The following is a 12,913-nucleotide window of genomic DNA, read 5'->3' on the forward strand; positions in this document are numbered from 1 at the left end:
CATGGAAAATTCAATATTTATTGATATTTTTTTGATTGTACTTTCCCTGTGTTATGCAGGTTTTAGCTATGGCTGGAACAACAAGAACCGGGACACCATTTTAAAACTTAAAAATGATGTGTCCTATTCAAATTTGGTGATTCTGGCACGTATCCCTTTTCTCATCATTATGGCCCTGGTGCTGGTCTGGTTGGGATTTATGTGCTCGCTACTGTATGAGTGCCTGCTGTACTGGAAGGCTGCCGGTACGGGCTGTTACCTGTTGCTGGTGCTATTTGCTGGCGTCACTACCTGGCAAATTGGGGTTGCGCAGTACTGCAAGCTCATCCTGATCCATGCCAAAAGCCGTGGACTGACCTAATGATTGTTACCCAGCACATCATTGCCATGATTGAGCATTGGCTGAGTACGCCGCCCAATGCTTACATCGGGTCCAGCTATGGCGCTCCGCTCAATGATCTGATCTTAAACCGGTTAAGTGCGCCGGTTGGCAATGCATTTATTGCCAAGATGAAAACCGATATTCCTATTTTAACCAAGCTTAGCCCGGACCAGCTTTCGCTGTATAGCGACACACAAGGCCATGAAACCCGCATTATTTATTTGCGTGTGGGGAATGTGAATATCAACCTGAATAAAGCAGCTGAAGTGCGGGCACAACTTCGCGGGGAAACTTTTGATGTTAACGCAGTCTGATTTTGAAGCCGCATTGGTTGCAACCATTACTGACCCAGAGATTCTTGAGCGATATACCGCACAGGATCCACTGGTCATTCAGCAAATCCGCTCACAGGCGGCATTTTTTAGCCTAATGGCACAGGAAATTGATATTGCAACGCTTGAGCCGTTCAATAAAACCCGTGACCGCTCAATTATTGCCGATGCCACGAATAAGGGAATATTGCCTATTGCCACGGCTTGCCAGCATATTCTGGAAGTCATTAACCGCTCAACGGCAAGTATCACGTTAAGCCAAGGGCGGATGATAGAGGATAATAGCGGCGGGCGACCATGGCGTTTATTGCAATCCGTGACGGTGCCAGCTGGTGCTACAGGTCAGGTCGTAGTTGAACAAAGCGAGTACCGTGAAATTTCATACACGGTGCCGACCACAGAGCCTTTTCACCGTTTTAAGGTGGATTTAAAGGATGATCTGTCACTAGCCAATATCAGTGTGCGTGATACCGCTACACCAGCCAACCCATACCCGTTAAAAATTCGCTGGATGAATGCCGCAGCGCTGGATTATGCGGTCAATGTTACAACTGATAGTTTACGGCGCCTGTTTGTTGAGTTTGGTGATGATGAGCGGGCAGGGCGCACGGCACAGGCCAACCAAGTATTTATTATTGCCTTGCTTGAAACCTATGGGGAAGTTGACGTATCGCGCTTGCGTGATGCCTCATTGCTTGATGTGCTCAGCAGTGATGAACAGCGCGTTTCCGTTCGCTTTAAATCGGGTGGACTTGTTAAACAGGGTGCAGACCCACTCAATGTGGCCCAGCTTCGCCTACTGGCCAGTTATCCGGCGCTTTATGATGAAAATGCCGTATTTTTAGAAAACTTTGATTATCTGGTACGTCAGAAATTCATGAACCGCACGCATTTTATTTCAGTCTGGAATGAAAATGTGCAGGAACGGCATTACGGCGTCACATGGCATGACATCAATCATTTGAACCTTGCCGTTGTTGCTAAAAATCCAGCGGAGCAGGCCAGCATTCAGCAGGAAATAAAGCAGCTCATTGGGCGTGCTGATAGTTTGTATCAGGATCGGATGAATATTCGGGTAGTAGCAGAAAAACCGTGTCAGGTGACTATTACCGGGCGGCTAGCTGCAGTGCATGATCTGGACACCGTTAAGGCACAGATTAAAAACCTATTGGTTGACCGTTATGGCCGTACCACCATTGTTGCAAGTCGCTGGCTGGTGAATGGCTTTAACAGTCAGGAAATGGCCACGCTGTTGCGCAATAACATTGTCGCGTTTCAGGACCGTATCAGTGATTTTTCAATCAATGTGCAGGCTGGCACCAACAAGCCGCATGAGTGGGTCTATCTGACGGCTGACAGTATTACGGTCAATCTTGAGCGAACTGCCGATTCAGTGAGCGCGCCATGGATACTTTAAACTTTACCCGGCCGGTTGATGATCAATATGCGCACATCGGTTTGGAAACGGCACTGGTTCAGGCGTTCCACCAGGTGTATATCGAACAGTTCAGCCAGAAAATGCAGGATTTGGTTGATTATGGCGCCCCGCATATCGGTAGCCGCACGGTTATTGAAAGGTTTAGCAAACAGGACGGACTGGTTGTGTTACGCCGTCCAGTCACGTCTGATACGTTAATGCGAGTGATTTATGCAAACTGGTCCAGTCTGGCCAGTGAACGGGGCTTGGGCTTTTTAGAATTTGTGCTGAAAATGGTCTGGGCAAATCAATGGCAAATTATCAGGCTATGGCACAGCGTTGCACGCATCAACCAATATCCTTTGTTTTTAAGCACTGAACAGCAGGCCAATTATTTCCTGACCAGCCGCATCATGATTAGTCTTGATGCTACGGTTAGTATTGCAGAAATAGCGGAGTTGTCGCCCATTATCCGCCGTTTGGTGCCTGCTAATATCGTGGTCAAGGTCAATGCCAAGGCCTTAAACCGGGAAGCGGAAACCAAGGCGATTGGCGTTGCTATGGTGGGCAAGGTTTATAATGTGGTGGATTTAAGCTAAGCGTTCTTATTATTTTTTAGGGGGTTTGTCGTTATCGTAAACCCCTTCGATAATTAACTGGGAATCCGTTTCAAGCAAAACGCACACCTGAGCGTGATAATCCAGGTCATTAACGATTTTGATAGCTTCTTCAACATCATCAAATTTCTTAGCCAAAATCGGAGTACGCGCATAAGCACGCTTGATCATCATATTATTTTCTTCAAATTTTGCTAGAAATTCATCTGGTTCAGGCAAATGAACCACATAGCCGTTAAAGCTAGTGTTATCAGGCAGGCCCAGTTCTTTAATCGTGTCTTTTAAATTGCGTGGCCTAAGGTCATATTTTTCAGCCAGCGTTTCAGCCTGTTTTTTTCGTTCTTCAAAATTCCCGCGTTGCTTGGCCTGACCCATATTTCATACTCAATAAAAAGATTAAATATTTATATTGGAACTACCCACCTTTTGCAAATTTTAAATAACGCACACTAGACGCATCAAAGCATTTCGAGAACAACAATGCGTCAGTCCAACCCAATCTTAGCTCATCAGCTGGAAGCCGATGCACAGGCCATGCTGCAACTGGGTTCCCCACTTCTATCATGTCAGGGGATGTTTGTACCGCGTGACATGCCGGAACTACGCTTTTTATTTAAAAGTGGCCCGCGTCCAATTATCACCAATAGTGATCCTGCTGAAACTCACATGGCTGGCGGCAATGTGATTATCACCGCAGGTTGCCCTGTGACCAAGTACACGGGCAATTTACAAATCATTGTGACCGAAGCTTGTCATGAGCAATTGTTCGCTGAATATATCGTGGCCAGTGGCGGGATACTGGATGTGTGCGATTTTTATGATGGGCGCGTCGATAGCTTTACCGCTGCCTACGAACTTAAAAACTGTGCAATTCGCTTTGAGCCTGGCGAATGGGATAGTGAGAGCAAATCGCAGACCCAAATCATATCCGCGCCTATTGATTACAACTACTACGGCAATTTTGCCAGCATTGGCGTCAATGGCACCGTATTGCCCGGTAAGCGCAAGGTTGAAGGCGTGGACGACCTGATTAACAGAGTTGAACGTGTAGTCCGTACGGCACAGTCTGCTACTAGCCTTGCACGTAATGCCGTCAGTGTTGGTCGCCAAATCGGTTCTTTGTTTGGGTAAGCAGGGACAGCATGCGGGAGTTTTCCCGCATGCCGCATAGGGTGAGTTGATATGGCCATGATCTTAAATCCTTATAACGGGACGCATTATCCAGATGCAGAGGCAGGCACAATTGAAAGTCTGGCATTGCATTTACAGCTTGAGTTGACTGGCAGCGGTTACTCATTGCTGGATGAAGATGTACTGCGCCTGTACCTCACTGAAACCCAGTATTACGCAGCGTGGGCAACCCTTGAATGCCAGAAGAAAGCGACAAGTCTATTTATATTGGATAAGGACATTGAATTAATGGCTTTTGAATGGGCCATTATTGATCCTGTTATCCGGGCACACTGCAACCTGATGCAGGCTCACTTAATTGAAGCGTGCAGTAGTCTGGGCTGGCCGGGTTTTAATTTAACAGTGACTGAAGCTGACCAGATTTATAAGGAAGAGCGTGAAAAGCTGCAAAAAGCTGCTTTTTGTGAAAAGCCTTTTAGCTTCAAAACCCTGAGCGGCCTGTAATGCGGATAACTTTACTGGCCAGCAACCGGAATATTTCCGCCTCTGAATTGTTGAGTTGTACGCAGCGCTTTGACCTGACGCCAATGCCGACCCATGTTGAGTTGGTCGTACAGTCCACCGCAGAAATGGATGAGCAGCTTAAAGAAGGCCGTGAAATTCTAGTGGGTGATGTACTGGCACCATACGAACTGATTTATGTAGACCCGGTTAAATCCCAGCACATCAAGGAAGGTCGCCGTATTGGTGGTATTCCCTGTATTGCTGCATTAGCGGGTTGTAAACGCTTGATTGAAGCTAGCACCAAGCCCGTGATTGAAACCCAGACTTCTTTTAATTCTGCGATTCGTGCTTGTGGCGCTAAAACATCGCTGGGTGATGATCTGCCTCTACCGAAATTTATCTGTTTAAAGGGCACAAGGCCATCAAATCGGCTTGCCATGTATTTGCAGCAAGAAGCGGCAGTGATGTGCTTTAGAAACAATAAAATGGCAGCAGTCAAAATTGACATGCTGTTAAACCAGAAACCCATGCTAAAGCTAGACCCCAGTGCAGTGCAATGGATAGAAAGCCAGACTCTGGAAAACATGCATAAGTCGTCGTATGTGTCTATTGATTCTGATGGGGTTACAGTTTTGGGAGAGGATACGACACTTGGGCAGCAGGTGATTCAGCGTGCAGGCCTTGATGCCCGCCAACTTAAAAACCTAGAAAAAGTCTTAATGCTGCGCGGAGTAATGATCAGGCCATTTAGTCCGACCTGGCGTGCTGGCGACGTGGTTGAGATTAATCGCAAGAAATATGTGTTTTTAACTGTGGCCCATCATGTTGCGACCGCTGCGTTAGGTGGTGCATCGGCAATGGCTACAAAGGTTTGGCTGGCCAGCCTGTAGGAACGATATGAATACCACAAAGATTTTAGGTGAAGCAGTTGGGGTGCAATATCAAGAAATACAAGATCATTCTGAAACTGATGTTGGGTCAATCCTTACCAGTGCTTTAATCATTGGACGTTTTAAGCGTGGCGAAGTAGGCCGGGCAATGAATATCCATCAAGGCAATATTAGGGGCATGCTGGGTTATGACCCTAAAAATCTTGATTACATCGCTGTGCAAGATTGCCTTGATGCAGGTGTGTCTAGTGTGATGGTGCTTCGAGTATCTAATTTAGAAAGTATTGAACCCGAAGAATTTAGTTTTTTAAGAGCAGAACAGTCAGACGAGCTAATCCTGTTTGACGGCGACCTATCACCTATCCTTATTGAAAGCGGAGTTACTTAATGGCCAATCAATCCATATCCCAGCGGCCAGAAGCCACTACACTCAAAGATAATGACCTCATCCCAATTAGCCAGAAACAACCGAATGGCAGCTATCTGACCTGTAAAGTCACTGCCGATAAGCTCAAAGGTGCATCATCGTATCAGCAGTGGTTTAACCAGAATACGTCTGAGAATACCTACCTGACAATGCAGAGTATTCAGCAAATCCAGCAGGTATCAAATTACAATAGTATTAGCAGCTTTATTGCTGCAACTAACCTAAACAGTACTTACAACAATTGGGCGCAGAACAATCTGGAAGTACAGTTAGGCTATTTGACTGATAGTGACTTGCTGGAACAGTTCAATACTTTTTTACAAGCCGACAGTAGCCGGACGTTTAATGATTTTCTCGTTAATCAAAACCTGTCTGCGAGCTTTAACTCATGGCTTACTGCAAACCAGTCTGATTTGTTTGCTTCATTTGCCCAGAATACAGAAGCCCTTGCTGCTTACACCAGCTATCTTCAAACCCATGCTCAAGCAACGATACAGCAGTTTTTAAGCAATATCGGTGCGCAGGACGGGTTTAATAACTGGCTAGAGGCGCGTGTTGATAAACTCACCGAAGACGCATTTAACCGCATGATGGAAGGTAAAACCAGTAAGCCCGTTCCTGCATCCAAGTTTGAAAAGTTCTGGATCAGCCTGTGCGGTATATACCAGCCATCTAGTCCGCCTGCACCCAGTGATTTATTGGTCAATGCAATTGCACTGCCCACTGATATTTTCTTTGATCGGAATGAAAAGCATCAGGTTTCTCCGATTGATGAAAATATCCCTAATTTCATGCTAACCAGTAGTACTGGTTTCTGGATCAGGGATGCAGGCCATTACACTGAAGATGGTATTCATACAGAAGAACCTATAGAGCTGACTGTTACCCCGAATGGTGACTTTGCTCCTTTTAATTGGCTTGATGCTGGCCAGCGCTTATATGTTAAAGCTGGAAGTACCCTTGAAGTTGGTTGGGCTGATACACCTGCTGCTATGGCATTAAAGACTGTGACGCTGGTTGCCAAGAAGAAAGTAGAAGTAGAGTCAGATACAGCAGTCGTGAAGTTATCGGGCTGGTTTAAGATTTATGACAGCGTCAAGGGCTGGGTGCTGATGTCAACAGCGAGTGGCGCTCTGCCTGCCATATTGAGTCTGGGTGATGTTGCATTCTTTAGTGATAAGTTTTTATTTCAGGATTCGATGCTATCTAACTTCTTTTATAACGACTTTTCAGCCGTTGCTACAGATTATGACCCGATATTCTATCAGCATGGCACTGTCACTATTAAGAATATGTCAGGAATTGATCGTGTGTTGACACTCGTTCCTTATAACCAGGGTACTACCTATATCAGTTCAGTCGATGAAAACCCGAATGACCTGCCATCTAATATACAGATTAATGGTGGGGTTATTGCCATTAATCTAACCGCCAATCAGGATGCCTAATATGTTCCTAATCACAACAGTATTAAGGCCCAAGCCAAAGCAGGTGATGATTGGCTGCGAGGGTGCAATAGAACTTGTGCATTTGGGCGGGTTTTATGGTTGCTGGACAGTTCTGATTAATGGCGTACCTTTAGATGTTCCACCTTACGAGGTAGGTAATGGTACGACGATTGAAAACTGGTGGAGTGAGATAATTCAGGCAATCCGGGAAGATGGCAGGGTATCAATTAAGTATGTTGGGGAATTACATACGATCTGGAGCAATAACACGACTGAGTATGTGCGTATAGAGCTGATTGGTTTACCAAACCCTGATTCTCCGAATTTATCAGCCATCAATGATTATCCTGATGTTTCACCAGATGAATTAAACCCGACACGGTTACTTGAAAATCCGGTGGAAAATTTTCCAGAATCATTTAGTAAGGTTTCATTCTGCCTTGCCCCTTCGACCTGTGCTGCGCAGGGTGCAGATATCATCATTAACCGTTCTATTCCATTGCCTGCTGGAACGTATTACATGGAATACCAGCTGAACGAGGGTAACTGGCAGCGTATTGAAAAGACTTATTCAGTGCAAAAACATGCTGATGATGTAGGTATGGATTTATTTAGAATCTTTGATGAATCCGGCTGGGCATTAATTGATACAAATGGCGGTGGTAATGGCACACTTGATGAAGATGGTCTACGTCGTCACCCGACACCTTTTGAATCATACCGGGCGAGGGCTGAAATCAGGGATGCACCGTTAGTTCCTGATATTCAGCCTGAACTGGCAATTCGTAAACCAACAACATTGAAGTTTAGAACGTCACTGGGTACAGGTACTGATGCGGTGCAACTGTATTTCGGTGGTGATGTCGAGCTGCATGCGTGTACGTATGCATTCTGGCCCGGTCTTTAATTTAATTCTTTATCCAGCCGCCTTCGGGCGGTAAATCTTAGGACAACAAAATGTTTGGTTTTCCCCGCGCTAAAATCCTGAGCTATAACCAGAAGGCCCGGACAGCCCAGATTCATATTTATGGTATGACAGATGGGGCCAGTGAAGGTTTAGAAGCCACATTTGCTTATCCGGTTGGTGATGACGACCTTGATACCGAACGCGAAATATTGGTCGGTGCAGACGTGTATATCTTCTTTCAAAATGGTGATGAAGGCTTACCAGTGGTCTGGAGCTACAGCAGTCACGGTGAGGGAGCCGTTGAAGATGTGCGCCGGATCCGGCAGAAAAATATTGAAATTCTTGGGCGTGAAAATGTACTGGTTGAAGCCCCTATAGTAACAATTAAGGCCCATCTCGTGCTTGAGGGTGATTTTACTCACACAGGCGACCAGACGACAACGGGCAAGATCACAGCCACAGAAGATGTGATAGGTGGCGAAGTATCTCTTAAATCCCATCCTCATAGTGGAGTCAGACGTGGGTCTGAACAAACTGACCCACCCATGCCTACTGGAACCTAGCCCATTTCCATAAAATCCATTCAGCCAAAATAAGCCTTAAATTGGTGAATTTTGGCAACAAGAATGGCAGTTTCAGATGTTTTAGCAATCTTGCTCGGTGCAGGCTCCGCTGCTTCAGCACCGTCGCCTATCGTCGGGGCAGCTCAAGAAAGTATGGCGCATATGTATGACGCCGCTGCGCCATTTTCGCTAGGCACCCATCAAACCAAAAATAATAAGAAACGTACCCGCAAGGAAATCATGACCAAATGGGAGCAAATGCTTAAGTTTGCCCCTATTGCTGAAAGTATGGGAATCCATAGCACCGCTGCACTGGGTGGTGATGAGCACACCAGCCAGCAAGTATTCATTAAGCCTGCTGAACGCCTGCAAAAAGCCGACAACCCTGTTTTAAAAGCACAGCTTGCCAAACTTGAAAAACGTATCAAGCCGATGGAGCGGCTGATCAATCAGCATATTCTTAAACTGTGTTTTGATGCCTGCGGCTTTGGCGATTCCTATGCCCGTGTATATGGGAAAAAAGGCATTGGCGTCGTGGATATGATGTGTAACGAATACACCTATCCACCGCTGGTTTTACCGTTTGAGCAGGGTAGTAAAACGCTGGTCTATCATTTGTTGGACGCCCGAAACTGGACGAATACCAGTTCAAAATTAGGGGCGCGACAAATGATCCGCATGAAAATGCCGCGGATTCTGCACGTTCCCCAGCATGAAATCATTGAAGGCGTGCTTGTTGCCAAGATGATGGAAGAGGACGACCCGGACAATTTGCCGCTTTTCCCAGCGCATGTGGGTGGCTCATTTTTAATTGCCATTGAAGAAATTTTTGACAATGTGATTCGTGCGCTAGCGGCAATGAATACACAGCAGGTTGCTGATGCAGTCAACCAGATGTTTTTAACCATGAACATGGCCGGTATGCCACCGGCACAGCGTGAAGCCTACAAGCAAGGGCTTGAAGGCATGTTACGTGAGCATGAACAGTTTGTTAAGAATGCATTAGATGGCGGCGAAGCACTTTACACCACGAAATACCACGTATTGCCAACATGGGATGAAAAGCAAATTTTAAACCCGATTGGCGATATCAAGGGCCAGCGTAGTACAGCCATTAATATTGAAACTTTTATGATTGACGTACGCTTGCTTATGGGGGGCCTTGGTCTGGACCCGTCCATGGTAGGCTGGGCTGATATGTTATCCGGTGGAATAGGTGATGGTTCCGCGTCCCTGACGTATTCAAGCCAGGTGATGCGCCGTTCCATGATGATACGGCAGTCCTCAAGCCAAATGGTTAATGACTTGCTTAAAATTGACTGGGGCTATGCCTATAACGAAGATTTTGACAATGAACTGGATTATCCATGGCAAGTGGTCTTTCATTCTGATCAGACTGCAGCAGCCAATGAAATCCAGACGACCAAGCAAACCCGCATGAATACATTGCTGATTAAGACGCAGGTCATTACCGCGATTAAAGACGCAGGGCTTAATGAAGAAAATACCGCACTACTGTTAGAGCGTGACGGGGGGATGGATTACGACGAAGCCCAGAATCTGGCTAAAGATATTACCAGCGCCCGGGAAAAAGCCTTAGAGGATGGCCAAAATCCCAATGGCAATCCACAGGATGACAACTTAAATCCTGAACCAGAAAATGACGACGAAGAGGACGGCATTTAATGGCTGATCAATATGGGGTTTGGTCTGGCATGCCGATTGAAGAGGCCATCGGCTACTATGAGTCGTTGTATGCCATTGGTACGCTATCGGCCATTCATTATGGGGTAGAGTTGCGGCCCTTTGATGAAAACGGAAAAATCGCCAAAAGCCCAGATGTGACCCTGTTTAATAACTTTTGGTTGCCGTGGCTGGCCACCAGTATTGATTTATCGGTACTGGATGCACAAAGTGATAGTGCCAAGGTCGGTCACTACCAGTTGAACTATCTCACTGGCAATGGTTCTGGTGAAATTTCCATACCGTTCATTGAAACCCGCGCTGCTGATATTTTAAATAGTGCCAAAGCCATTAAAAAAATCGTGTTTCCCAAAGATGGTACTCAGGCGGTACCCGGTGATTACCTGATGCTGATGAAAATCTTTATCTATGACAAGCACAGCCGGTCAACACGGGTTTTTGAGGTTGATCACTTAGTTGCCTTGCAAGCCGGTAGTGTGCCTCTGGATGCCTCTAATGTGAATGGCGTGGCAACAGTCCAGCTTAACTTCTTAAAGATGTTTCCCATGCTGGTTGATTGACTGGAACCTGCCAGAAACCCATCATTTTTAGCCTGACACAATAAGCCCAGTATTAAAAATAGTGGGCTTTTTTCATGCGCCGGAATATCGATATTTTCACCCAGACTCATGCACCGCATTCCAGCCGGTTTGTGGCAGGTTTTGATTCCATTAACAGCGGGTCCTGTGCAGTAGGTTTTATTGCTGGCCAATATCGCCGTATCCCGGCGCTTGTGGCTGAAACAGCGACCGATGATGACCAATGGCGAGTTGTTAATCTAAAAGGCGGTAAGGGCAATGAAGCGCATTTTGATGCGATTGCGGTACTGGGCGCGGTAGATGATCAACAGGCAGCTGATATGACGTTAATGCAGTTTGGCCGCCTATTTGATTCTGTGGCTATGGATGTGCTGACAACCAATACCAATGGCCTAATGCGCCATTTAGATACCAGCCACTACCACGCTAAACCCAGCACCATTGCCCCATGGCAACTTAAGGCCATGCAGGACGTGATTTGTGCTGAAAAACCTATGTGGGATGACATCAATCTGGTATCCCATAAAGGCCAAACCGCCAATTTGCTGCTGGATATGCAACGCCATGATGACCACGATGGGTTGTTATCCCAGTTTGACGGATTGCCAAATTTGCTTGAGCAGCTTGGCGTTGAAGAGCCGGGCTTTGATGCGCTCATTGTGCAGTATCAATATCTTGAAAAGCTGACCGCACAATTGCATACCGCTATGAAAAATGCGGGCAAGGCTGGTGTGCAAGTGGTGAATGTCACCGTTAGCAAGCCATTCAAGCGTAACAAAGTGGCGCAAGTTGCGGTGACTTACGATATGGCAGACGGCCAGAGCGTCACGATTCTCTTTCACAACCCTGACAGCACACCGTCCAAACTGGCGCCAGCTGATACGCTCATTTCATGGAAAATCCAGATGAATAACCGTGATATTACTGGCGCTATTCAACCGAACCAGGGTGAAGGTATTGCCTTACCAGTGCTGGCTGGCCGTATTCTAAAACTGGTCAATCAGAATAGTGACCGGTTTAAGCGCTACCAGGTTAAAAAAACAGAGCAGGCGCAGGCTTTGGCGGATGCCGAACAGCGTATCACTGATAAAACCGCCCTCGATAAAGCGCTGGACGACGAAATGACTGATTTACAGCAACAGATTGATGCAGCCCATGAGCAGGCCAAGCAACAGCAGGAACTGGCTCAGCAAAATAGCGAAGTTCTTAAGGGGCTTATGGCTGATATTGCAGCAACTGCTGATCTGGGTGAAGCCACTACCAAAAATTACTTCTTTAAAGAAAAAGAGGTGGATGGCACCAAGTTTCATTTGTCAGTAGACCCATTTGGTGATGGCCTGACGGTTTGTTTATCAATCATGCCTGCCACTGGCGGCGAGCAGACAGAAGAACAGGCCTTTACGCTAGAACAACTGCAAAACGGTGGTTTTGAGGAAGCTAAGGCCTATCTAAAAACACTGGATGAAAAGTTTAATCAGGCCGTGGTTGAGGATGATTCGATTCCTGCTGAAGATATTCAGTTTGTGAGAGATATCGAGGCAGGCACGGTAGACGGTCTGGCCGAAGATAATTTCAAGCGCTTATATGGTATTGCTCAGGAAACCAAAAACAATGGGGATGAGGAAACCGAAGGCGCAGCAGTTAGTGCTGCAACGGTGATGGCCGAGAAACTTAAACCTGTTGCAACTGAAAAAGGTATCTCGCTTGAGCGCCTAAATACCGCGATTGATGATGAAGATGTACTGGAAATCCTAGATTCCATTGAAGCCTTGCAAGCTGCCCTTAATGCAGCACCTGAACCTGAGCCTGAACCAGCTGCTAACCCGGATCAGGAGTTTCTGCAAAACATCATTGCAGGCACTGTGGACGCCACAACTGTTGATATGGATCACATCATAGAACTGGGCGAGAAGTACCCAGACGATGCAGCATTCAATGCATTGTATGAGCAGGCTCTCAATGCGATTAACAAGGCTGAGCAAGAAGCCGCCAAGAGTTTGGGTTAAGGGGGTA

15 protein-coding genes are annotated in these 12,913 nt (G+C 46.4%); 14 read left to right on the forward strand and 1 reads right to left on the reverse strand.

Annotated features, from left to right (window positions below; translation table 11 throughout):
- Position 1: 1 nt before the first annotated feature.
- From Q337_RS0103270 to Q337_RS0103285, 4 genes are read left to right on the forward strand one after another with little or no spacing between them, the layout of a single operon-like run.
- Positions 2–361, forward strand: coding sequence for a hypothetical protein (locus tag Q337_RS0103270; protein ID WP_026470372.1), 360 nt, complete (start codon positions 2–4; stop codon positions 359–361).
- Positions 361–696 (forward strand): hypothetical protein, encoded by a 336-nt coding sequence (locus tag Q337_RS0103275; RefSeq protein WP_026470373.1) that lies wholly within the window; start codon positions 361–363, stop codon positions 694–696. Before Q337_RS0103270 ends, Q337_RS0103275 begins: the two co-directional genes overlap by 1 nt.
- Complete coding sequence (locus tag Q337_RS0103280) at positions 677–2,131, forward strand: hypothetical protein (RefSeq protein ID WP_026470374.1); 1,455 nt, start codon at positions 677–679, stop codon at positions 2,129–2,131. Before Q337_RS0103275 ends, Q337_RS0103280 begins: the two co-directional genes overlap by 20 nt.
- Positions 2,119–2,730: a hypothetical protein gene (locus Q337_RS0103285; protein WP_026470375.1), complete on the forward strand. Its 612-nt coding sequence runs from the start codon at positions 2,119–2,121 to the stop codon at positions 2,728–2,730. Before Q337_RS0103280 ends, Q337_RS0103285 begins: the two co-directional genes overlap by 13 nt.
- Before the next feature lie 9 nt (positions 2,731–2,739).
- On the opposite strand, the gene Q337_RS0103290 is transcribed toward Q337_RS0103285, so the two are convergent.
- Positions 2,740–3,123, reverse strand: a complete 384-nt coding sequence (locus Q337_RS0103290; RefSeq protein WP_026470376.1) for a hypothetical protein — start codon at positions 3,121–3,123, stop codon at positions 2,740–2,742.
- Between the two features lie 105 nt (positions 3,124–3,228).
- Here Q337_RS0103290 and Q337_RS0103295 point away from each other — a divergent pair, with 105 nt between their 5' ends.
- The 10 genes from Q337_RS0103295 (at position 3,229) to Q337_RS0103340 (ending at position 12,906) form a co-directional block, all read left to right on the forward strand.
- Positions 3,229–3,879 (forward strand): hypothetical protein, encoded by a 651-nt coding sequence (locus Q337_RS0103295; protein ID WP_026470377.1) that lies wholly within the window; start codon positions 3,229–3,231, stop codon positions 3,877–3,879.
- 51 nt (positions 3,880–3,930) lie between these two features.
- Entirely contained in the window at positions 3,931–4,383 is a 453-nt protein-coding gene (locus Q337_RS0103300) for a hypothetical protein (RefSeq protein WP_026470378.1), read from the forward strand.
- The gene (locus Q337_RS0103305) at positions 4,383–5,273 is read left to right on the forward strand and encodes a hypothetical protein (RefSeq protein ID WP_026470379.1); all 891 of its coding nucleotides are present in this window, start codon (positions 4,383–4,385) and stop codon (positions 5,271–5,273) included. The genes Q337_RS0103300 and Q337_RS0103305 overlap by 1 nt, the downstream gene beginning before the upstream one ends.
- 7 nt (positions 5,274–5,280) lie before the next feature.
- Positions 5,281–5,661, forward strand: coding sequence for a hypothetical protein (locus Q337_RS16605; RefSeq protein ID WP_228133070.1), 381 nt, complete (start codon positions 5,281–5,283; stop codon positions 5,659–5,661).
- Positions 5,661–7,148 carry a hypothetical protein gene (locus Q337_RS0103315; protein WP_026470380.1) on the forward strand — a complete coding sequence of 496 codons (1,488 nt, stop codon included), beginning with the start codon at positions 5,661–5,663 and terminating at the stop codon, positions 7,146–7,148. The genes Q337_RS16605 and Q337_RS0103315 overlap by 1 nt, the downstream gene beginning before the upstream one ends.
- Before the next feature lies 1 nt (position 7,149).
- Positions 7,150–8,055 carry a hypothetical protein gene (locus tag Q337_RS0103320; RefSeq protein ID WP_026470381.1) on the forward strand — a complete coding sequence of 302 codons (906 nt, stop codon included), beginning with the start codon at positions 7,150–7,152 and terminating at the stop codon, positions 8,053–8,055.
- A gap of 50 nt (positions 8,056–8,105) precedes the next feature.
- Complete coding sequence (locus tag Q337_RS0103325) at positions 8,106–8,618, forward strand: hypothetical protein (protein WP_026470382.1); 513 nt, start codon at positions 8,106–8,108, stop codon at positions 8,616–8,618.
- 63 nt (positions 8,619–8,681) lie between these two features.
- Positions 8,682–10,304, forward strand: a complete 1,623-nt coding sequence (locus Q337_RS16610; protein ID WP_228133071.1) for a hypothetical protein — start codon at positions 8,682–8,684, stop codon at positions 10,302–10,304.
- Positions 10,304–10,882, forward strand: a complete 579-nt coding sequence (locus tag Q337_RS16615; protein WP_034279172.1) for a hypothetical protein — start codon at positions 10,304–10,306, stop codon at positions 10,880–10,882. The genes Q337_RS16610 and Q337_RS16615 overlap by 1 nt, the downstream gene beginning before the upstream one ends.
- A gap of 74 nt (positions 10,883–10,956) precedes the next feature.
- Positions 10,957–12,906 (forward strand): defense against restriction DarA-related protein, encoded by a 1,950-nt coding sequence (locus tag Q337_RS0103340; protein WP_026470383.1) that lies wholly within the window; start codon positions 10,957–10,959, stop codon positions 12,904–12,906.
- The last annotated feature ends 7 nt before the right edge of the window (positions 12,907–12,913 follow it).

Origin of the sequence: Alkanindiges illinoisensis DSM 15370, assembly GCF_000619845.1 — a bacterium.
Taxonomy (GTDB): domain Bacteria; phylum Pseudomonadota; class Gammaproteobacteria; order Pseudomonadales; family Moraxellaceae; genus Alkanindiges; species Alkanindiges illinoisensis.

Coding starts and splice junctions, on each gene's coding strand:
- Q337_RS0103340 (WP_026470383.1), top strand. CDS start 10,957: ATGCGCCGGAATATCGATATTTTCACCCAGACTCATGCACCGCATTCC.
- Q337_RS0103300 (WP_026470378.1), top strand. CDS start 3,931: ATGGCCATGATCTTAAATCCTTATAACGGGACGCATTATCCAGATGCA.
- Q337_RS16605 (WP_228133070.1), top strand. CDS start 5,281: ATGAATACCACAAAGATTTTAGGTGAAGCAGTTGGGGTGCAATATCAA.
- Q337_RS0103290 (WP_026470376.1), bottom strand. CDS start 3,123: ATGGGTCAGGCCAAGCAACGCGGGAATTTTGAAGAACGAAAAAAACAG.
- Q337_RS0103315 (WP_026470380.1), top strand. CDS start 5,661: ATGGCCAATCAATCCATATCCCAGCGGCCAGAAGCCACTACACTCAAA.
- Q337_RS0103275 (WP_026470373.1), top strand. CDS start 361: ATGATTGTTACCCAGCACATCATTGCCATGATTGAGCATTGGCTGAGT.
- Q337_RS0103285 (WP_026470375.1), top strand. CDS start 2,119: ATGGATACTTTAAACTTTACCCGGCCGGTTGATGATCAATATGCGCAC.
- Q337_RS0103325 (WP_026470382.1), top strand. CDS start 8,106: ATGTTTGGTTTTCCCCGCGCTAAAATCCTGAGCTATAACCAGAAGGCC.
- Q337_RS0103305 (WP_026470379.1), top strand. CDS start 4,383: ATGCGGATAACTTTACTGGCCAGCAACCGGAATATTTCCGCCTCTGAA.
- Q337_RS0103295 (WP_026470377.1), top strand. CDS start 3,229: ATGCGTCAGTCCAACCCAATCTTAGCTCATCAGCTGGAAGCCGATGCA.
- Q337_RS16615 (WP_034279172.1), top strand. CDS start 10,304: ATGGCTGATCAATATGGGGTTTGGTCTGGCATGCCGATTGAAGAGGCC.
- Q337_RS0103320 (WP_026470381.1), top strand. CDS start 7,150: ATGTTCCTAATCACAACAGTATTAAGGCCCAAGCCAAAGCAGGTGATG.
- Q337_RS16610 (WP_228133071.1), top strand. CDS start 8,682: ATGGCAGTTTCAGATGTTTTAGCAATCTTGCTCGGTGCAGGCTCCGCT.
- Q337_RS0103270 (WP_026470372.1), top strand. CDS start 2: ATGGAAAATTCAATATTTATTGATATTTTTTTGATTGTACTTTCCCTG.